This is a genomic window from Ruegeria sp. CDSB029 (assembly GCF_059611125.1).
Genome location: NZ_JBXWOX010000001.1, coordinates 389,566 through 408,599, shown reverse-complemented (window position 1 = coordinate 408,599; position 19,034 = coordinate 389,566). Strand labels below are relative to the sequence as shown.

19 protein-coding genes and 1 other RNA gene are annotated in these 19,034 nt (G+C 56.1%); 12 read left to right on the top strand and 8 right to left on the bottom strand.

The genetic code is table 11. The features are described 5' to 3' along the window. Positions 1–8 precede the first annotated feature (8 nt). From AC2FI8_RS02000 to AC2FI8_RS01975, 6 genes are all read left to right on the top strand, one after another. The gene (locus tag AC2FI8_RS02000; protein WP_496722729.1) at positions 9–371 is read left to right on the top strand and encodes a DUF4345 family protein; all 363 of its coding nucleotides are present in this window, start codon (positions 9–11) and stop codon (positions 369–371) included. Positions 372–407: 36 nt separating this feature from the next. After that, positions 408–753: a transfer-messenger RNA gene (gene ssrA / locus AC2FI8_RS01995) on the top strand. A gap of 99 nt (positions 754–852) precedes the next feature. Beyond that, positions 853–1,284 (top strand): ester cyclase, encoded by a 432-nt coding sequence (locus tag AC2FI8_RS01990; protein WP_282168355.1) that lies wholly within the window; start codon positions 853–855, stop codon positions 1,282–1,284. 126 nt (positions 1,285–1,410) lie between these two features. Continuing rightward, positions 1,411–2,223 carry a chromate resistance protein ChrB domain-containing protein gene (locus AC2FI8_RS01985; RefSeq protein ID WP_496776763.1) on the top strand — a complete coding sequence of 271 codons (813 nt, stop codon included), beginning with the start codon at positions 1,411–1,413 and terminating at the stop codon, positions 2,221–2,223. Then, the gene (gene chrA, locus AC2FI8_RS01980) at positions 2,220–3,473 is read left to right on the top strand and encodes a chromate efflux transporter (RefSeq protein WP_496776761.1); all 1,254 of its coding nucleotides are present in this window, start codon (positions 2,220–2,222) and stop codon (positions 3,471–3,473) included. Before AC2FI8_RS01985 ends, chrA begins: the two co-directional genes overlap by 4 nt. Before the next feature lie 76 nt (positions 3,474–3,549). Beyond that, positions 3,550–4,011 (top strand): SspB family protein, encoded by a 462-nt coding sequence (locus AC2FI8_RS01975; protein WP_496765043.1) that lies wholly within the window; start codon positions 3,550–3,552, stop codon positions 4,009–4,011. A 33-nt stretch (positions 4,012–4,044) separates the two neighbouring features. Here AC2FI8_RS01975 and AC2FI8_RS01970 read toward each other — a convergent pair whose 3' ends face one another. Next, positions 4,045–4,608, bottom strand: a complete 564-nt coding sequence (locus AC2FI8_RS01970) for a hypothetical protein (RefSeq protein ID WP_496765046.1) — start codon at positions 4,606–4,608, stop codon at positions 4,045–4,047. 207 nt (positions 4,609–4,815) lie between these two features. Here AC2FI8_RS01970 and fumC point away from each other — a divergent pair, with 207 nt between their 5' ends. The 5 genes from fumC to AC2FI8_RS01945 all read left to right on the top strand — a co-directional run bounded on the left by fumC (position 4,816) and on the right by AC2FI8_RS01945 (position 7,783). Next, positions 4,816–6,207 (top strand): class II fumarate hydratase, encoded by a 1,392-nt coding sequence (fumC, locus tag AC2FI8_RS01965; protein WP_496776756.1) that lies wholly within the window; start codon positions 4,816–4,818, stop codon positions 6,205–6,207. Then, on the top strand, positions 6,204–6,728 hold the full coding sequence (gene aroQ / locus AC2FI8_RS01960; RefSeq protein WP_496776754.1) for a gamma subclass chorismate mutase AroQ: 525 nt from the start codon (positions 6,204–6,206) through the stop codon (positions 6,726–6,728). The genes fumC and aroQ overlap by 4 nt, the downstream gene beginning before the upstream one ends. Further along, positions 6,725–6,901: a DUF4169 family protein gene (locus tag AC2FI8_RS01955; RefSeq protein WP_058277875.1), complete on the top strand. Its 177-nt coding sequence runs from the start codon at positions 6,725–6,727 to the stop codon at positions 6,899–6,901. Before aroQ ends, AC2FI8_RS01955 begins: the two co-directional genes overlap by 4 nt. Next, a complete protein-coding gene (locus tag AC2FI8_RS01950; RefSeq protein ID WP_496776752.1) occupies positions 6,898–7,116 on the top strand; it encodes a ribbon-helix-helix domain-containing protein in 219 nt (72 codons plus the stop codon). The genes AC2FI8_RS01955 and AC2FI8_RS01950 overlap by 4 nt, the downstream gene beginning before the upstream one ends. A 64-nt stretch (positions 7,117–7,180) precedes the next feature. Then, a complete protein-coding gene (locus AC2FI8_RS01945) occupies positions 7,181–7,783 on the top strand; it encodes a DNA-3-methyladenine glycosylase I (RefSeq protein WP_496765052.1) in 603 nt (200 codons plus the stop codon). A gap of 3 nt (positions 7,784–7,786) precedes the next feature. Here the strand turns inward: AC2FI8_RS01945 and AC2FI8_RS01940 are convergent, their stop codons facing one another. The 4 genes from AC2FI8_RS01940 to AC2FI8_RS01925 all read right to left on the bottom strand — a co-directional run bounded on the left by AC2FI8_RS01940 (position 7,787) and on the right by AC2FI8_RS01925 (position 12,117). Then, the gene (locus AC2FI8_RS01940) at positions 7,787–8,668 is read right to left on the bottom strand and encodes a fructose bisphosphate aldolase (RefSeq protein ID WP_496776749.1); all 882 of its coding nucleotides are present in this window, start codon (positions 8,666–8,668) and stop codon (positions 7,787–7,789) included. A 72-nt stretch (positions 8,669–8,740) separates the two neighbouring features. Then, positions 8,741–10,090: a cytochrome P450 gene (locus AC2FI8_RS01935; RefSeq protein ID WP_496776747.1), complete on the bottom strand. Its 1,350-nt coding sequence runs from the start codon at positions 10,088–10,090 to the stop codon at positions 8,741–8,743. Beyond that, entirely contained in the window at positions 10,087–11,301 is a 1,215-nt protein-coding gene (locus tag AC2FI8_RS01930) for a hypothetical protein (RefSeq protein WP_496776745.1), read from the bottom strand. The genes AC2FI8_RS01935 and AC2FI8_RS01930 overlap by 4 nt, the downstream gene beginning before the upstream one ends. Before the next feature lie 63 nt (positions 11,302–11,364). Beyond that, positions 11,365–12,117, bottom strand: a complete 753-nt coding sequence (locus tag AC2FI8_RS01925) for a cytochrome c biogenesis CcdA family protein (protein ID WP_058271899.1) — start codon at positions 12,115–12,117, stop codon at positions 11,365–11,367. A gap of 105 nt (positions 12,118–12,222) precedes the next feature. Between AC2FI8_RS01925 and AC2FI8_RS01920 the strand changes: the two genes are divergently transcribed. Next, complete coding sequence (locus AC2FI8_RS01920) at positions 12,223–12,456, top strand: sulfurtransferase TusA family protein (protein ID WP_058271547.1); 234 nt, start codon at positions 12,223–12,225, stop codon at positions 12,454–12,456. Positions 12,457–12,502: 46 nt separating this feature from the next. On the opposite strand, the gene AC2FI8_RS01915 is transcribed toward AC2FI8_RS01920, so the two are convergent. From AC2FI8_RS01915 to AC2FI8_RS01905, 3 genes are all read right to left on the bottom strand, one after another. Further along, on the bottom strand, positions 12,503–15,391 hold the full coding sequence (locus AC2FI8_RS01915) for an Rne/Rng family ribonuclease (protein WP_496776911.1): 2,889 nt from the start codon (positions 15,389–15,391) through the stop codon (positions 12,503–12,505). 509 nt (positions 15,392–15,900) lie between these two features. Next, positions 15,901–17,235 carry a sigma-54-dependent transcriptional regulator gene (locus tag AC2FI8_RS01910; RefSeq protein WP_496722971.1) on the bottom strand — a complete coding sequence of 445 codons (1,335 nt, stop codon included), beginning with the start codon at positions 17,233–17,235 and terminating at the stop codon, positions 15,901–15,903. A gap of 12 nt (positions 17,236–17,247) precedes the next feature. After that, on the bottom strand, positions 17,248–19,026 hold the full coding sequence (locus AC2FI8_RS01905) for a sensor histidine kinase (RefSeq protein WP_496739934.1): 1,779 nt from the start codon (positions 19,024–19,026) through the stop codon (positions 17,248–17,250). Positions 19,027–19,034: the final 8 nt, after the last annotated feature.

Genomic DNA, 19,034 nt, shown 5'->3' with positions numbered 1-19,034 from the left:
AAAATGAAATGACCACCGCTTTGAACGTGATTGCAGCCCTCATGACCATTGGGTTCGGCCTATTCGGATTTCTGGCGCCCAGCTTTACCTTGGGCGCGCTGGATTTGAGCACCACCAACAGCAACATGGGGCTGAGCGAGATGCGTGCTTCGGTCGGCGGGCTTTTCGTCGTCACTGGCGTGGCTGTTTTGTTCCTCAACAACCCGATGGCCTACGCCATGCTGGGGGTTGTCTACGCGGGCGCGGCATTGGGCCGGTTTGTTTCGGTTTTTCTGGACAACCCACCACTGGTCAAGGCGGCTACTTTTGGTGGAATCGAACTGGTCCTTGCACTTTGGCTGATACTGGCCAACATCAACAGGGCCACTTAACCCGCTGTAATTGCTTAGTACACCCGATTCAATTCCCAGTTTGCATCTGCTCGCACGCTCACCTATATAGGGTATGTCCTTCGGGACTATGGACATAAACGCGCTCGTAATAAGCGGATCGGACCCGGGGGCGGTACCCGGCGGCTCCACCAACATCCTTCATTTGGGGATCATGGGGCCGAAATAGGATCGACGAACGTCTAAAGGGGTTAGCTTTGTCTCGGCGGGGTGCCACCGTATCGGCCCGAAAAGTACAATTGCAAATGACAATCGTGCTCCGGTTGCAGTTGCTGCGTAAGCAGTAGCAAGACCGAAACTTAAGCCCTTGCGCCTAGCCGCGTAAGGCGGGGTTCGCAGGTACCTGGCAACAGAAACCTGCACCTTCCACTTGAAATCTGAGTTTTTCGCTGAGCATGTACATGTTCAGAGTTTTTTCACTATTTGGTCTCATGCTTACCCCAGCAGAATAAGGAGAGCCGGGATGTCGCACGCAGATCTACTCAGAGAGTGGTATTCCGAGGTTTGGGAAAACGGCAATACAGACGCTATTGACCAGTATTTCGCCCCCGAAGCCATGGCTGAAGGGCTTATTCCGGAAATGCAGGTCGGTGCGGATGATTTCCGGGATCTGGTCATGGCCTTTCGCCATATCCTTGGGGACATTCAGGTCGATATGCCCAAAATCATCGAAAACGGCGATTGGGTATCCGCCATCATTCACCTGCGCACAACGCGCGCCGATAATGGTGCCCCGCTTCAAGCCACGGGCAGCGTCATGGGTCGGATTAAAAACGGGCGCATGGTTGAAGCGTATAACCAGTTCGATTTCATCTCACTCTTTGAACAGCTCGGCCAGTTCCCGCAGGACACATTGCCTGTGTGTATGACCGGTCAAAGGCTGGACTGGGCCTGAACGCTCAAGCAATCTTGACCCCCTCAGCGCTTACGCGGTAGCAAGTGCCATGGGGTAAGATTGCGAACACCCCGTGAGGCGTCAGCCCAAGTTTCGCATGTATCCGACAAAACCAGGAGACATGCTATGCCCGCACCAAACTCGATCACCCCAAAGCAATTGTTAAGACTGATCGGCATGCCGCAATCCCCCATACTGATCGACATCTGTATGGATGCGGATTTTGAGGCTGACCCCTATCTTATCCCAGGCTCTATGCGCCATCCTGCGAAGGATATCGAAGGGCTGGTCAACCTGATCGGTGACCGACCTGCAGTCGTGATTTGCCAGAAAGGCAAGAAGCTCAGCCAGGCCGTCGTCTCGTGGTTGCGAGGCGTAGGTGTAAAAGCCGAGTATCTTGAAGGCGGCATGTTTGCGTGGCGAGACATGCCGGACGCTCCGCGTGTGCCTGCGAAAGCATTGTCGATGCAGCCCAAAGGTTCCCTTTGGGTGACCCGACACCGACCAAAGATCGATCGCATCGCCTGTCCCTGGCTGATCCGGCGATTTGTGGACCCAAATGCCCGGTTCCTGTTTGTTGCCCCGTCGGAAGTCGAAGCCACCGCTGCAATATTTGACGCGACCCCTTTTGACATCGAAGGCGCTCATTGGAGCCACCGGCAAGACAAATGCACCTTTGACACTATGCTGGACGAATTCGCATTGCACACGCCCGCGCTGGATCGGCTTGCAACTGTCATTCGGGGCGCAGACACCAATCGCCATGACCTTGCACCAGAAGCTGCCGGGTTGCTTGCGGTCTCTGTCGGATTGTCCCGGCAATACCGCGACGATCACGAAAACCTTGCTGCGGGAATGCACCTGTATGATGCGCTGTATCGCTGGGCGCGCGACGGGTTTGAAGAACAACACGACTGGCCAATGGATCGCAAGTCATGACCTCGACACTATCGGAGCTGGTCCGTATTTTTGGGCGCATTGGGCTTTTGTCCTTTGGGGGACCGGCGGCGCAAATCTCACTGATGCATCAGGAACTGGTGGAAAAACGCCCGTGGCTGGACGAGCAATCGTATCTGCGGGCGCTATCGCTTTGCATGCTGTTGCCCGGACCCGAGGCCATGCAACTTGCCACATATGCCGGCTGGCGGCTGCGCGGCGTGACTGGAGGGTTGATCGCTGGCGGCCTGTTCGTCATTCCCGGCGCGCTGATCATCGCCGTTTTGGTCGGGCTTTATGCAGCTTTCGGGGACCTGCCACTGGTTCAGGCCGCTTTCCTTGGGGTGAAGGCAACGGTAATCATCATTGTCCTTCAGGCGCTTAGAAACCTGTCGCGCAAAGCCCTGACCGATGTGGAGCACCGGGCAATAGCCGGATTGGGTTTTGTCGCAATCTTTGCCTTTAACCTGCCTTTTCCCTTGATCATTCTGGCCGCAGCGCTTTGGGGGTATCTGAGTCTCAAGGGTGAAGCCAACACCGCCCAAACACCCCCTGCCCCAAATGCGACGCGCCCGCTGCGCACCTGCGCCATCTGGCTGACCCTATGGCTTGGCCCATTGGTGTTGCTGAGCGTTACTGGTCAGAAATTGCTGAGCGATCTCGGGTGGTTCTTTGCCCGCCTGGCCGTTGTTACGTTCGGCGGCGCTTATGCGGTTCTGGCATATATGACCCAAACCGTCGTGGACAAATATCAGTGGATCAGCACAGATCAGATGATTGATGCGCTGGGGCTGGCCGAAACAACGCCGGGACCTCTGATACTGGTGACACAATTTGTGGCCATGCTGACGGGACAGATTTCGGGCGGCATCCCTTTGGCACTTGCCGCCGGCGCGGTGGCACTTTGGGCCACCTTTGTCCCGTGTTTCCTGTGGATCTTCCTAGCCGCACCATATCTGGACCAGCTGGCCGCCCGTCCACGGCTGTCCGCAGCCCTACACGGGATAACAGCAGCGGTTGTCGGCGTGATTCTCAACCTTTCCGTGTGGTTTGCTCTTAACGTTCTTTTCGGAACAATCCCGGAATTGGCATGGGGACCCCTAACCATCCCATGGCCTGAACTTGCGACACTGAACACAAAAGCGCTGGTTTTGACGTTCATGGCCGGGGTGTTGATATTCAAGCTAAAATTCGGCATGGGAATGACCTTGGCCCTGATGGCCGTGGCCGGAGTCGGTTTTCATTTTCTTTGAACAATCCACCCCCTCCCGGTCTTTCGTTTCCGAACGAATCCCCTATGCTTGGGGTAACCACTTTTGAGGATGACACATGTCGCAGGACATTGACTATGGAACCCTGATGCACACCGCCATGCGCGGCCTCATTCAGAAAGTTCTGACCAACGTTTCTGAAAACGGTCTGCCTGGGGCGCATCATTTCTTTATCACGTTCGATACACGGCAGGACGGAGTTGAAATAGCTGACTGGTTGCGCGAACGCTATCCCGAAGAAATGACTGTCGTAATGCAGCACTGGTTCGAAAACCTCGAGGTCGGCGACAACGGCTTTGCGATTACACTGAATTTCGGTGACGCGCCCGAACCGCTTTATATTCCGTATGATGCGATCAAAACCTTCGTGGACCCGTCGGTTGAATTCGGGTTGCGTTTCGAGAGCCCCGAAGACGAAGAAGAGGTTGCGACCCATATCGTCGAAGAATCGATTGAGGTTGAGGAAACTCCGGTCCAGCAAGACGCGGATGTCGTTTCACTGGACAGTTTCAGAAAGTAAGCTCAGACTTACAAACCCCGCCTCTCGCGGGGTTTACTGTTTTTCGAGGAACGTATCGACCGAGCGGGATTTAATCCCATTACGGAACCGCGAAAAGGACAGGTTAAGCCCACCGTCGGCCAGCGTGCGATCGAACTGCTGCAATTCATAGCCACCGTTTTCATCAATGAATAACGAGAACACCGTCAGAGTCTCGCCCTCGATCCGGCCCCAGACGAACGGTTCACCCTGCATTGGGTCCAGGGGCACCTCGTGACCAAACACATTGCGCTTCATCGCCGCTGAATACACGTCTGACCTGTCAGATTGCTTGAAATCGATCGAGAAGGACTGATCTTTGACCCGGCCATCCGGCTTATAGGTCGTGGTCTTCCAACTGACGTTGAACCCTTCTTTGGTTTCATGGATCGAAACGCTCATATCGCGTGGGGTTTCGGTACCATCATCGTCAACTAAATTGGCTGAACCGACGTAATCCCCGATAAAGGGCGTGATGTCCCCGGCCTGGGCCTGAAGATTGGCAAAGACAAGCCAGAATACGGCACCCACCGCGAATGCGATAAGCCGCAGCGGATTAACCCCGTTAAATTGCAGCACCTGACCCTCCAGCGTTTTGATCTTGCTATTCTACCCCAGTCACAGGCGCACACAATGGTCCTAGTACCTGTGTATCAAAGAAAAATGCGCCGCTTCAACGCCTATACCTTTGGTCGGCTTACGCTTATGGTGCGCGCAACTGGCCGATTGCGCGATGACGCCGTCACGGGTAAACGGCATACGACTGCATACTAGACGGAGTGACCGATGTCCCAGACCCGCACCGAATCCGACAGCTTTGGCCCGTTGGAAGTTCCCGCCGACAAGTATTGGGGTGCACAAACTCAACGCTCGATCATGAACTTTCCGATCGGCTGGGAAAAGCAACCCGTCGCCATCGTGCGTGCGCTGGGCGTCATCAAAAAGGCCTGTGCGATAGAGAACAAAGCCATCGGCAAGCTGGATGCCAAGATCGCCGACGCTGTAATTCAGGCCGCGGGCGAAGTGATTGAGGGTAAGTTTGACGACAACTTCCCGCTGGTCGTGTGGCAAACCGGTTCGGGTACTCAGTCGAACATGAACTCGAACGAAGTGATCGCCAATCGCGCGATTGAGATCATGGGCGGTGTGATCGGTTCCAAAGAGCCTGTGCACCCGAACGATCACTGCAATATGGGGCAATCGTCGAACGACACTTTCCCGACCGCAATGCATATCGCCACGGCGATGAGCGTGCGGGACGTATTGCTGCCCGGGCTTGAGAAATTTGCATCGGCACTGGAAGCGAAAGCCAAGGAATTCGCCGGGATCATCAAGATCGGTCGTACACATACACAAGACGCGACCCCACTGACGCTGGAGCAGGAATTCGGCGGCTATGCGCACCAGATCCGCCAAGGTATCGCCCGGGTCGAAGCCGCGATGCCTGGCATCTATGAACTGGCGCAAGGCGGCACCGCTGTCGGCACCGGTCTGAACACGCATGATGGCTGGGATGAGGCTGTCGCCAAGAACATGGCCGTCATCACCGGCCTGCCCTTCGTTACCGCGCCCAACAAGTTCGAAGCGCTCGCTGCCCACGATGCCATGGTCTTCCTATCCGGCGCGCTGGCGACCATTGCTGGCTCTTGCTACAAAATCGCCAACGACATCCGGTTCCTGGGCTCTGGCCCGCGATCGGGCTTGGGTGAGCTGATCCTGCCGGAGAATGAGCCGGGTTCGTCGATCATGCCCGGCAAGGTGAACCCAACACAGGCCGAAGCGCTGACTCAGGTAGCCGCGCATGTAATCGGCAACGATGCGGCGATGAAGTTCGCTGGCTCACAGGGTCATTTCCAGTTGAACGTCTACAACCCGATGATGTCGTACAACTTGCTGCAATCCATTCAGTTGCTGGGCGATGCCACCGACAGCTTTACCGAGCGTATGCTGCTGGGCATCAAGGCCAATGAACCACGCATTGATAAGCTGATGAAGGAATCCCTGATGCTGGTCACGGCGCTGGCTCCGACCATCGGTTACGACAACGCCACTACTGTCGCCAAAACGGCGCATAAGAACGGCACGACCCTCAAGGAAGAGGCCATTGCGCTGGGCTTTGTCGATGAGGAGACATTCGATGCGGTCGTACGCCCCGAACACATGATCGGCCCCAAATGATCGCGAGGCGTAAGTCTGCCTGCCTGTGCCTGCTTATTGCGGGCACAGCGACCTCAGCTCAGGCTGACCTGTTCAACCTGATCGACTCTCGGCTGGAATGGATGCAGGACGTTGCTGCGTTCAAACACGCCAATGACCGCCCGGTCGAAGACCTCGAGCGTGAAAAAGTCGTAATTGACAAGACCTTGGAACAAGCAGCGCTTTCGGGCATTGACCCGGACAGCGCGCAGCTGTTTTTCGAAGTGCAGATCGAAGCCGCGAAAGAGATTCAATCCTGTTGGATTGAACGGTGGACCAAAGACCAAACCTCTGTTCCCGAAAGCTATGCGGACCTGACAACCGAGGTACGCCCTGCACTGTTAGATCTGGGCGGGCAAATCCTTGAGACATTGTCGGATCAACCACCGGTCTCAACAGCGTCGCAGGCCGATTTTCTGGACACCGTGAATGTCGAATGCCTTTCAGATGACAGCCGTGCGGAATTGTTCGATAGTCTGACCAACGTGAGACATGCGCAATGACGGAACCGGTCAATCTGAACAAGTTTCGAAAAGAAAAAGCGCGGACCGAAAACAAGGCCCGCGCAGACCAAAATGCCGTCGCTTTTGGCCGCACCAAGGCCGAAAAGGATCTGGCAAAAAAGCAGCAACACAAGCTGAACCAAGACCACGAAGGCCGTAAGTTGGACAAATGAGCGGACGCCCGGTCAAACGATCCCTGACGCTGAAAGGCCATCGGACATCCGTATCGCTGGAAGATGACTTCTGGCAGGCGTTCCGGACCATTGCCAAGGAAAAAAACCTACCGATCAACGCTCTGGCGGCCGAAATTGATGTCGAGCGTGACCCGGACATCGGACTTGCATCGGCCATACGGGTTTTCATTCTGAACTGGTATCAATCCAAGTAAATCAGTCTTGCTCTGACATCCAGAAACCGCTTACAGTAAGGGGGAACAAAAGGAGTACGAAGCGGTGGTTGATACAGTTCTAGGTCCAGACGGAAAACCACGCTGCGCCTGGTGTCAGGCCGCGCCCGAATTCTTTGACTACCACGATCAGGAATGGGGGTATCCGGTTGGTGACGACCAACGCCTGTTTGAAAAGCTCTGCCTAGAAAGCTTTCAGTCCGGCCTAAGCTGGCGCACAATCCTGTCCAAACGCGAGAATTTTCGGAAGGCTTTCAAAGCTTTTGATGTCAACGCAGTAGCCGCGTTTGATGATGCAGATACACAGCGCTTGTTACAAGATGCAGGGATTGTGCGACATCGTGGAAAGATCGAGGCCGTGATTAACAACGCACGTCGCGCGCAAGAGTTAATCGCTGCCGAAGGGTCTCTGGCGGCATATGTATGGCGATACGAGGCGGACTCACCGCCTGCCCCGCAAACCGCTTCAACGTCGCCAGAATCTGTGGCGATGTCGAAAGACCTGAAAAAACGGGGCTGGAAGTTTGTCGGGCCGACGACCGTATTTGCCTTTATGCAGGCAATGGGGCTGTTGAATGATCACGCCGAAGGTTGCGTCATGCGTGAAAAAGCGGCGCAGTTGCGCCGCGAATTCACCAAACCCCAATAGTGTTTAGATTGACGCACGGAAAATCTTGTCGATGTTTCCGCCCAAGGCCGCGTTGAACTCGGCATCTGATTGCTTTTTTGACAATCCTTCGGTCAACGCGCGCGAGAAGGACGCGATCATCTTACCATTCTGGCCCAGCAGATCGCAGGCCTGTTCCGTCGAATAACCGCCCGACAGTGCAACCACGCGCAGAACACGCGGATGATCGGCCAATTCGTCATAGAGGTTAGCTCGGTTAGGGATCGTCAGCTTGAGCATGATGTCCTGTCCGTCAGCCAATTGATCAAGGTTTTTCAGGATTTCAGCCTTCAGGATGTCTTCGGCTTCGGCTTTGGTGGCGGAGTTGATGTTCACCTCGGGCTCAACAATCGGAACCATTCCGGAAGCCACGACTTCACGCGCAACGTCGAACTGCTGTGCAACAACCGCCGCGATGCCTTCGGCGTTTGCCTCATGAATGACCGAGCGCTCCTTGGTTCCGAAAACACCATCGGCTTTGGCCAATGTTGCGGCCAGACCCGGGATGGGTTTCATCATCTGAACGCCATTCGCTTCGTCTTCCAAACCTTTGTCAATCTTGAGGAAAGGTACAATGCCTTTCACTGACCACAAGTAGTCGGCGACCTTCTGACCATCAATTTGCTCGCCCAGAGTGCGTTCGAACAGGATCGCGCCGATCACTTTGTCCTTGGTGAAATCATCCGCCAGAATGATCCGCGCGCGCATTTTCTGGATTTCACCGAACATCTCTTCGTCCGAGCCGTATTCAGATGCGTCAACGCCATAAAGCGCCAGCGCCTTGGGGGTCGAGCCACCGCTTTGATCCAATGCTGCGATGAATCCTGCGCCGTCGGACATTTGTGTGCGCTGTTCTGCTGATGACATAAGACTTTCCCGTTCAATATGATTCCGCGATTTCAAACCGCATACAGCAAGGCGTGATAGGATGGTAGTTTGTTAGCGCTCAACCAAGCGCAACCAAATTCCGTCTTTCGATCGGACGGTCAAATGCGCGACCGGAATGGGCGTTTGTCCCGCGACCAACTCGAACCGGAAGTGTCGCAGCAGCATGGATAACAGAAGCGGCCCCTCGATCATGGCGAACCCAGTACCGGGACATACGCGGGACCCTGTCGAGAATGGAATGTACGCGTTGCGCTGACAGGTCTTTCCATTCTCAGTTCCCCACCGGGTCGGATCGAACTCGTCGGGACGGTCCCAGAGCCTTTCCTGCCGATGCAGATGCCACGGACTGATCACGATTTGCGACCCTTCGGGGACATCCCTGTCCCGGAAATGTTCGGGGCATGTCGCCTCGCGCACCATCATCGGCACGGGCGGGTAAAGCCGCAGCGCTTCGCGAAACACATCCCTGCTGAGCTTTAGCCGCGACAATACAGAAAAATCAGGCGAGTCGAGCGCCACAGCTTCCTCAGCCAGCCTGTCCTGCCATTCGGGATACATTGCAATCAGGTACAGCGTCCAGGCCAGTGCGGACGCGCTGGTTTCGTGCCCGGCAAGAAAGAAGATCGCCACCTGATCAACCATTTCCTGCGTGTCAAACCTACGCCCGGTTTCGGGATCACGCGTGGTCATGATCTTGGTTGCCAGATCATTCGGCGCGCTACCACGAGCGATCAGTTCAGCCCGGTCCGCCGTAAGTCGCTGGATTAGCGCCCTGATATCCTTTGCATTCTTCTTGGTGCGCCACGAATGCAGTCGTGGCAACCACTTTGGCAGGGGGACAAAGGCCGCAATGTTCAGAATGGGTTGTTCACGCTGATAGCTGCGAAACTTGTCAAACACTTGAGCGGCGATTTCGTGTTCGATGGGCACCGAAAACAAAGTGCGAAAGATGACATCCGCCGCGATATGGCTGGTGACCTCTTCAAATTCAACAACACCACCTGCCTGCGTGCGCAACCGATCCACGCCCGCTTGACCAGCCGCATGCATTGCTGGAAACGTATCTTTCAAACGGCCGCCTTCAAACGCCGGATCAATGATCCTGCGCTGCCTCTTCCAGGTGTCCCCGTTGGTCAGGAAGACAGAGTCCCCCAGCAACGGACGCAGCCCCTCACTTATGCGGTTAGATTTGGGGAAATCATCAGGGCGTTTTTTCAGAACTGTGTCGATCAATTCTGGCTGATTCACCAAGTATGATCGAAAGAACGGCGTGCGAAATTCGGCCATCCAGGCGCGGTACAGCCTACGGGGTTGGGCTGACAGAACGTCCTTGCGAAACAACCTCAGATACCGCCAAAGCGATACTTTATCAGGGCGTGAAGGTGGCTTGGGCGGCGTCATGCCGTCACCGAACTGTATTTTGAAACCGGCTTTTCCACCCGCGACTTAGAAGGCGCCCGGCCCTTGAACCTCTGCCCAAGCGTCAGTGGGCCGGCGGTGATGCGGAAATAATCATAACGATCCGGCTTGTCGAAGGCGCAGAGATACTGGAAATGCAGGCGGAAGAATTTCCAACGCAATGCTTGCCATCGCTCGGGGGACAGGGTCTGCGTGAAGGCCGCAGACAGAACCAGCGGCCATTTCTTTTCGGCGGTGGCGACACCGCTGACGGAAACCGGATCGCACAGCGCAAAAGAACAGCCATCGCCGGGGGCCGAGACGTCGACCCAGGTCAGGCCTTCCTGCGTGGACAAGAATTGCAAATCTGCCCTCAATTCACGGGCTTGGGGCAGAAAAGATACCATCGGCACGACCTGTCCCAACGTTAGGAACGAAAATACAGGGCCGTCATCACGTTGACTGTTGTCGCGGATAACATCGGCCAGAACGCTGACACCCAGATGGGCCCCTGAGCTATGCCCGACGACCAGCACCTCGTCTGCGTCTGAATTCAGCGCCTCTTGGATCAACGCACCGAATGCACGCAGGCGATTGCGCAATTCAACTGGCGTCGCCCCTTTGAGTTTTGCGGAATAGGCATAATCATGCATCAGGTAATAGGCAAAAAGCTGACCGTCTTGCCGGCGAAACCAGCGCAACAGACCGTAAGCGGCCACAACCGCAAGGATTACGCCCATCCAGCCGATAAACGGCATTAAAACCCATGTCATGGCCCCGGCTAGCAAGATCGCCAACAGCAGTTGAGCCAGCAACATTCCAACCGGATATAGTGCGGCAACCACCGGCCCCTTGCGCAACCGCATCAGGCGCCACAGTGTTCCTGTCGACATATAGATCCACGCGGTCCGCACCAGTTGCAGATAGGTCGCTGGGATCGAGTTGGACATGCTGTCACGAACCAGGTCCGACCAGACAAGAACATCCACATCAACGTGAACTTCGGTCCCGTCCTGACGTGAAGTGACATGCCACCCATAAGGGCCATCGCCAGACTTGGCGGACGTCGAAATTTCATAACCGGAAATCTCGGCCTGCAGCTTGCCTTCGGTTCGATACAGCTCCCGATATCGCCGCGGCGGAATCGGGTCGTAGCCGGGTATATAGAATACCCGGCGTTTACACACCCGAGGTTGATTTTTCTGACTGCTCATGGCCTTACCTTCTGCGGCGCAGGTTAACCCAGCAATGGGGCCAAGGTAAGTCAGATCAGCAGATCATCCAAAATTCGCCAGCGCCGGGAATGTCTCTAACAGCCACCAGCTGAATTCAGTGAACAGACCGGTGATCAGCATGATGCCCACGAACAGTAACAAGCCACCCATCACCTTTTCGATCGTGCCCATGTATGGCTTGATCCGATTCATCACCGACATCGACCGGTTCAGGAACATCGCAGCCAGCAGAAATGGAATACCCAGGCCCGCCGCATAGACGCCCAACAACAGGGTTCCCCGCGCGACCGAGGCCTCGGACGCGGCCAGTGACAAGATCGCCCCCAGCTGCGGCCCAATGCACGGTGTCCATCCAAACGCAAAGGCCAGACCAAGGATATAAGCGCCAAACACTGATCCACCAGAATCACCGGTCTCAATCCGCGCTTCGCGGTCCAGAAACGGGATACGGAAGACGTTCAGAAAATGCAGGCCAAAGACGATGACCACTGCGCCAGAGATCTTTGCGAACAACACCTGGTTCTGCAGGACAAACACCCCGAAGGCAGAAGCGGTGAAACCCAGCAACAAAAACACCGTAGACAGGCCCAGAACAAAGAACAGGGCGGCCAAGGTTGCCTTGCGGCGTGCTTTCGCCTCATCCTGCATCTCGTTGATCGTCACGCCGCTCATATAAGCCAGGTATGGCGGAACGATGGGCAGAACGCAGGGCGACAGAAAGCTGATCAATCCGCCCAACATCGCGATGAACATGGCAGGCAGCAGGCCCGCGTCTATGATATCTATTCCGAACATGTCTCAGCACATATGGTATGAGACGGCCAACGTCACGGGGCCATTCGGTCACATCCTCGTGGTTGCATGCTGGACACCCTGCCCAGTTGGAAATATCTGAACCATATGTCAAATCCGCCTGAAACACTCGATGCGTTGGGTCTGTTGTGCCCTCTGCCCGTCCTGAAAGCGCGCAAGCGTTTGAAATCCATGCCTGCCGGGGCCGTTTTGCGCGTGCTGGCAGATGATCCTGCCGCCATAATTGATGTCCCGCATTTCTGTTCTGAGAGCGGGCACCAATTGCTGTCGCAGGAAGACGCAGACGGCCATCAGATCTATTTGATCCAGAAATCCCACTGAGATCGGCCAAAAAGAAAAAGGCGGGCACCTGGCCCGCCTTTTCTTGTTACTGACCCAGTGACCACCAGCCACGCCGTTTGGGTTTGGCGGGCTGCTCCGGCTCTTCGGCTACGACCTCCAGAACTGGCTCAGGGGCTTCTTCAACCATGATGTCCGCTGGTTCCTGCAGGTCTTCTGAGACCACATCGGCCAAAGGTTCGGGTTGTTCAGCCTCTGCAGGTTCAACCTGTTCTTCAACGACGCTTTCCGCCTCGGGCGCGGGCTGCTCTGCCGCTGTTTCAGTCTGCTCAACTTTTTCGGCAGTTTCGACAGGGGCTTCAACAGGTGCATCTGTCACACCACCTTCCTCGGCCGGTGCTTCAGGGTTTGCGGCCTGGGCATCCTTGCTCACAACCCCTTCAGCGGCGACTTCTTCTGCAGCTTCAACAGGTTCCGCGTCCTTCTTCTTGCGACGCGGTGCGCGGCGACGCTTGGGCTTGGCCGCTTTTTCTTCTTCGGCAGGCTCAGGTGCTTCACCCTCAGGCTTTACGTCATCCGCCGCTTCGGTTTTGGCTTCATCCGATTCCTCGGACGCCGCCGCGTTACCCTCTTCAGCGTTCACCTCAGGGGTTTCGTCAGAACCATTGCTCTTCTTCCGACGGCGGCGACGACGCTTGCGCTTGGGCTTAGCCTCCTCTTCGGCCTGAACGGTGGTTTCCTCTTCGACCGGCTCTTCCTCACTGGCGTCGATAAGATCCATCAGGGACGCATCCACGGAAACAACGGGCGCGCTGGCTTCGGGAACGATCCGGCTTGCCGTCTTGAATTTCTCCATCGAGAAATCCGGGCTGACCAGATGTACGTCGCCTTCAACACGTACAGACAGGCCATAACGGGCCTCAATCTGTGCGATATGCTCGCGTTTCTGGTTCATCAGAAAGTTGGCGATGCTGACTGGGCAACGAACAAGCACCTCGCGTGAGCGGCGGCGGGTACCCTCTTCTTCGATCTGACGCAAGATGGTCAGCGCCATGTTGTCGTCCGAGCGGATCAGGCCAGTGCCATGACAGGCCGGGCATGGCTGTGTCGTCGCCTCCAACATCCCCGGACGCAGACGCTGGCGGCTCATCTCCATCAGGCCAAAGCCCGAGATGCGGCCGACCTGAATGCGCGCACGGTCTGTTTTTAGCCGTTCCTTCATACGCTTTTCGACGGCCAGATTGTTCTTGCGCTCGTCCATATCGATGAAGTCGATGACGATCAGGCCTGCCAAATCACGCAGGCGCAGCTGGCGCGCAACCTCTTCTGCGGCCTCAAGGTTGGTCTTGAGCGCGGTTTCCTCGATTGAACCCTCTTTGGTCGCCCGACCCGAGTTCACATCAATCGCGACCAGCGCTTCGGTCACGCCGATCACGATATATCCGCCCGATTTCAGCTGAACGGTCGGGTTGAACATTCCGGCCAGATAGCTTTCGACCTGATAGCGCGCGAACAAAGGCAGCGCGTCTTCATACCGTTTCACATTCTTCGCGTGTGAAGGCATGATCATCTTCATGAAGTCTTTGGCGATGCGATAACCGCCTTCACCTTCGACCAGAACCTCATCAATTTCGCGATTATAGAGATCGCGGATCGACCGTTTGATCAGATCGCCTTCTTCATAGATTTTCGCCGGCGCAATCGATTTCAGCGTCAGTTCGCGGATCTGCTCCCACATGCGCTGCAGGTATTCATAATCACGCTTGATCTCGGATTTAGTACGCTTGGCGCCGGCGGTCCGGATGATGAGTCCGGCTCCGGTAGGCACGTCGATTTCCGCCGCGATTTCCTTAAGTTTCTTACGGTCCGGCGCATTGGTGATTTTGCGGCTGATCCCGCCCCCACGCGCCGTGTTAGGCATCAGAACGCAATACCGACCTGCCAGAGACAAGTAGGTGGTCAGAGCAGCACCCTTGTTGCCACGTTCTTCCTTTACGACCTGCACCAGTAAGACCTGGCGGACCTTGATAACCTCTTGAATCTTATAGCGACGTGGCCGCGGCTTACGCACGGGGCGAATGTCTTCGCTGTCATCTTCGTCGGCGACGGATTCGATTGAATCGTCCTTCGAGGTCGCATCAGCCCGCGCTTCGACATCGGACTTTTCTTCATCTTCAGACGTGGTGTCCTCAGAGGCTTCAACCATTTCCACGGCTTCCTCCGGTTCGTCACCGCCAACCTCGGAATCTTCAACGGACTCCTCTGCGGCAGCTTCGACAGAGTCATGCTGAGTACCATCGGCGGCTGCTTCCTCAGCTTCTGCAGGGGCTTCGGCCACTTCCTCGACCTCAGCAGCACCTTCTGCTTCTGCCACAACCTCGGCATCAACTGGCTCTTCCGAAGATTCAGCTTCAATAGGTTGCTCTTTGGTTACTTCGGCATCGACCGGCTCTTCCACCGGAGTTTCAGCCACACGATCAGCCGGAGAGGTGCCTTCCGGAACCGACATGTCGGCCCCTTCTTCACCTTCGTCCAGATCGATGGTTTCCATGCCGGTGGGTTCGGATGAAACCTCAATCGACTCTACGGCATCATCGGATTTTACATCCGCAGCCTTCGTACGCGAACGCGAGCGACGCTTTTTAGGCTTCGCCTCTTCGGCTTCATCCCGCGCCTTCATTGCCTCGGCATAGGCGCGCTCTTCTTCCATCAGCGCTTCGCGATCTGCGACCGGAATCTGATAGTAATCCGGATGGATCTCCGAAAACGCCAGGAAACCGTGCCGGTTCCCGCCGTAATCCACAAAAGCCGCCTGTAGGGACGGTTCGACCCGGGTTACTTTTGCAAGATAGATGTTGCCAGCAAGCTGGCGTTTGTTTTCGGATTCAAAGTCGAACTCCTCAACCTTGTTTCCGTCAACCACCACGACGCGGGTTTCCTCCGCGTGGGTGGCATCGATAAGCATTTTCTTAGCCATGTTTCCTTGGTGCACCGCGCCAAACACGTTATCCTTACCCGTCCGGGGGGACGGGCGCTTTTGGGGTGGTGTCTTGTCAGGGCGATTTCGGACGGCGCGCGGCAGGGTCTGGCGCTGTGGCCCCCTGCCCGTATACTCAATCGTTGCGCGCGCGTCATCGCGGTTCTTCTCCGACAGGCGCAGATCTAACCGCTGCCTGCCCATTTATTCCTTTCGCTCGCTTTTGCGAGCTCAGGCGTTCAACTGCCCCCTTGGGGGCATAATCGGTCTGCTTTGCCTTGCGGGATTGATCACCATCAACGACAGAGCAGCGAAACTCAAAGATTCGGGACTTTTGGGCGCAAATTAGCCCTGCCCGTCCAGATACAATAAAAGCAGTCCTGTGGAAAACACAATGGGCAAACTGCGAGAAGAACAACACAAAGCCCCGGGATCGCTTCATCTGGCCAAAAATATCCCGGGGGTGAATTGAGCCGTAGGCTCAAAAGGGGGCTGGCCCCCTCTCTTTCTTACAAATAGTCCGAGCGCTGCAGCCCGTATTTCGCCATCTTCTCGTTCAAGGTTCGACGTGGCAAACAGAGTTCGTCCATCACAGATGCAATCGAGCCCTTGTGGCGCCGCATCGTGTTGTCGATCAGCATCCGCTCGAACGCCTCGACATATTCCTTGAGCGGCTTGCCTTCAGTCGTCATCACGGGCTGCATTTCTTCATGATCGGACATCAACAGCGACGCAATCGTTCCGGAACCGCGCCGTGATTGCAAAACGGCCCGTTCCGCAATGTTGATCAATTGCCGCACATTGCCCGGCCACGGCGCTTGCAAAAGCTGAGCCGCTTCCTGTGCACTTACCTGTGGCGCGTCACAGCCATATTCTTCCGAGAACTGCTCACTCAGCCGGGTGAACAGCGTCAGGATATCCTCGCCACGCTGACGCAAAGGCGGCATGGTGATCCGCAATGCAGCAAGACGATAGAACAGGTCCGGGCGCAGAACGTCTTCGCTGGTCTTGCCTGCTTCTTGCAGGTTCGAAATTGCGATGATCCGGGTTTCGGCCGGCGTTCCTTGATCGTTCATCACGCTCAGTAACCGGGCCTGCAGCGTATCGCTCAACGCCTCTACGTCTTCTAGCACAAGTGTACCGCCTCGAGCCTCTTCGATCGCTGGCAATTGCGCGTCTTCCGGCATCATTGGGCCAAACAGGCGTTTCGACAGCGCCTCCTCCTCAAGCGCGGCACAGGATACCAGAACGAACTTCTTGCCAGCACGGCTGCCAACCGCGTGCAAAGCGTGGGCCACAAGTGTCTTACCAGTGCCGGTCTCACCGTCGATCAGCACATGGCCATCGGCCTGCCCCAGATCTAGGATATCCTCACGAAGGCGCTCCATGACCGGACTGGCGCCGATCAACTTGTTCATGATTTGGGTTCCGCCCGACAGCTCGCGCCGCAAGGCACGGTTGTCCAAGGTCAGTCGGCGCGCGTTGCTGGCGCGTTTGGCCAGTTCCGACATGCGATCAGGGTTAAAGGGCTTTTCTAGGAAATCAAACGCCCCAACGCGCATCGCTTCTACCGCCATCGGCACATCGCCATGACCGGTGATCATGATGACCGGCAACGTACTGTCGGCGCCCATAAGCTTTTTCAGGAGCTGAATGCCGTCCATGCCGGGCATTTTGATATCCGAGATCACGATACCCGGATATTCCGGTCCCAACACTTTCAGCGCGTCCTCGGCGCTGGCGAAGGTTTCCGTGTCATATCCCGACAGTGCCAGCCATTGGCTGATCGACTGGCGCATGTCCTGTTCGTCATCCACAATGGCGATCTTCATGGCCTGTGCCATAGTCATTCCTCGTTATTCCGCGGCCTCTAGGCCGTCGCTTCCCAGTATCGGCAACTGCATCTCGAACACGGCCCCGCCTTGTGGGCTGTTTCGTGCAGTCAGCCTTCCGCCATGGTCGTTCACGATCCCGGAAGAGATGGCAAGCCCCAGACCGACCCCGTCGCCGGGCTGTTTCGTAGTATAGAACGGTTCGAACAGATTTTCGATGTTCTCGATTCCATAGCCGTTATCGCGCACTGTCAGCACCGCCGTATCGCCCGCTGCCAGTATGATTTCGATATCCGGTTCGGATACAGATTTGGTGGCGTCCAACGCATTGCGCAAGAGGTTCACCATCACCTGCTCGATCCGCATCCGATCGCCCATAACTGACACCGGTTCGTCGGGCAGTATCTGGGTGATCTTGACGTGACGCTGGCGCAGTTGCGGCTCCATCATGGACAGCGACGATGCCAGCGCTTCACTAAGATTTACTGGGGAAAACGTATCCGCACCCTTACGCGCGTAGGATTTGAGCTGGCGGGTAATCGCCCCCATCCTTTCGATCAGACCATCGATCCGACCAAAGCTTGCCAACGCCTCCTCAGGCCGGTTCCGACGCAGCAAAAGACGTGCGCCAGCCAGGTAGGTCTTCATTGCAGCCAGGGGTTGATTTAGCTCGTGACTCACGGCCGCCGACATCTCACCCAAAGCGGCCAGTTTCGAGCTTTGCGCCAGCGTCTGTTCGGCAACTTCCAGTGTTTTTTCAACCCTTTCCCGCTCAGCAATTTCCCGCTTTAGCCTTGAGTTCAATGCGCGAAGCTCTGCCGACTCGCGCTGGAACAACGCCATGCGGAACGTGGCTCGACGGCTAAGCGCATAGAAGGCCAGTGCCAGAAGAATCGCAAAACCCATGATCTCGAGCGCGATAACGCTGTTAACCTTTTCCCGAATCGACTCGTAAGTGGTGAACGACGTCATTTTCCATCCCCGGAACGGGATGCGCGTTTCCATCCGCATCACCGCCTCACCCTGCAGATAGGCGTCTGGCGGCAACGCGGTCCAGTCTGTTGTGGCGCGTATTGCCCGCTGAATGGCACCTTGCGCCGGCTGGCGAAGCAACGCGGCGTTCTCTTCAAGCCCCCGCCATTGCGGTTCAGTCGACAGAATGATCGTTCCGGTACTGTCAGTCACCATTACAGCGTCGGAAATACCTGCCCAGGCGCGCTCGAATTTCTGCAGATCGACCTCGACCACGATGACGCCCAGAACGTCGGCATTGGCTTCCATTCGTCTTGAATAGACAAAGCTGTAGCCGCCCGATTCCTTTTCAATCACGGTGAAGATCGTCGAATTCGCCCGCACTGCATCAATGAAATACGGCGAACTCCGGTGTGGTTCTCCCAAGCGAGCACGATCAGTGGCCGCAACAGTTCGCCCGTCCCCGTCAAGCAACATCAGCGAGGCCGCGCCAATCTCTTCGACAAACGAAATCAAACGCTGGGTGGAAAGGGAATAGTCACTGGACTGCAGCGCGGAAATCAACGTCGGGTCGCGTGCTAAAAGCTGCGGAACAATTGCGTTTCGGCGCAGTTCGCTCAGCAAGTTGCCGGAATACAACGCCAGCCGCACTTCGGCCCGGTTTCGTGTTGATTCAGTAAACCGGTCCGTCAGAAGACGGTTGGTTACATAAACCGTGGTGACCGTTGCGATCAAAAGAATGATAATCGCCAAGCGCAGCCGCCAACCCAATGGCGCACCACGAAACGGTTTTGTCAGAAAGGACCAGCCAGAGCGAACTTCGGAACTCATCCCAGAAA

Coding starts and splice junctions, on each gene's coding strand:
- AC2FI8_RS02000 (WP_496722729.1), top strand. CDS start 9: ATGACCACCGCTTTGAACGTGATTGCAGCCCTCATGACCATTGGGTTC.
- AC2FI8_RS01990 (WP_282168355.1), top strand. CDS start 853: ATGTCGCACGCAGATCTACTCAGAGAGTGGTATTCCGAGGTTTGGGAA.
- AC2FI8_RS01985 (WP_496776763.1), top strand. CDS start 1,411: ATGCCCGCACCAAACTCGATCACCCCAAAGCAATTGTTAAGACTGATC.
- chrA (WP_496776761.1), top strand. CDS start 2,220: ATGACCTCGACACTATCGGAGCTGGTCCGTATTTTTGGGCGCATTGGG.
- AC2FI8_RS01975 (WP_496765043.1), top strand. CDS start 3,550: ATGTCGCAGGACATTGACTATGGAACCCTGATGCACACCGCCATGCGC.
- fumC (WP_496776756.1), top strand. CDS start 4,816: ATGTCCCAGACCCGCACCGAATCCGACAGCTTTGGCCCGTTGGAAGTT.
- aroQ (WP_496776754.1), top strand. CDS start 6,204: ATGATCGCGAGGCGTAAGTCTGCCTGCCTGTGCCTGCTTATTGCGGGC.
- AC2FI8_RS01955 (WP_058277875.1), top strand. CDS start 6,725: ATGACGGAACCGGTCAATCTGAACAAGTTTCGAAAAGAAAAAGCGCGG.
- AC2FI8_RS01950 (WP_496776752.1), top strand. CDS start 6,898: ATGAGCGGACGCCCGGTCAAACGATCCCTGACGCTGAAAGGCCATCGG.
- AC2FI8_RS01940 (WP_496776749.1), bottom strand. CDS start 8,668: ATGTCATCAGCAGAACAGCGCACACAAATGTCCGACGGCGCAGGATTC.
- AC2FI8_RS01935 (WP_496776747.1), bottom strand. CDS start 10,090: ATGACGCCGCCCAAGCCACCTTCACGCCCTGATAAAGTATCGCTTTGG.
- AC2FI8_RS01930 (WP_496776745.1), bottom strand. CDS start 11,301: ATGAGCAGTCAGAAAAATCAACCTCGGGTGTGTAAACGCCGGGTATTC.
- AC2FI8_RS01925 (WP_058271899.1), bottom strand. CDS start 12,117: ATGTTCGGAATAGATATCATAGACGCGGGCCTGCTGCCTGCCATGTTC.
- AC2FI8_RS01920 (WP_058271547.1), top strand. CDS start 12,223: ATGTCAAATCCGCCTGAAACACTCGATGCGTTGGGTCTGTTGTGCCCT.
- AC2FI8_RS01915 (WP_496776911.1), bottom strand. CDS start 15,391: ATGGCTAAGAAAATGCTTATCGATGCCACCCACGCGGAGGAAACCCGC.
- AC2FI8_RS01910 (WP_496722971.1), bottom strand. CDS start 17,235: ATGGCACAGGCCATGAAGATCGCCATTGTGGATGACGAACAGGACATG.
- AC2FI8_RS01905 (WP_496739934.1), bottom strand. CDS start 19,026: ATGAGTTCCGAAGTTCGCTCTGGCTGGTCCTTTCTGACAAAACCGTTT.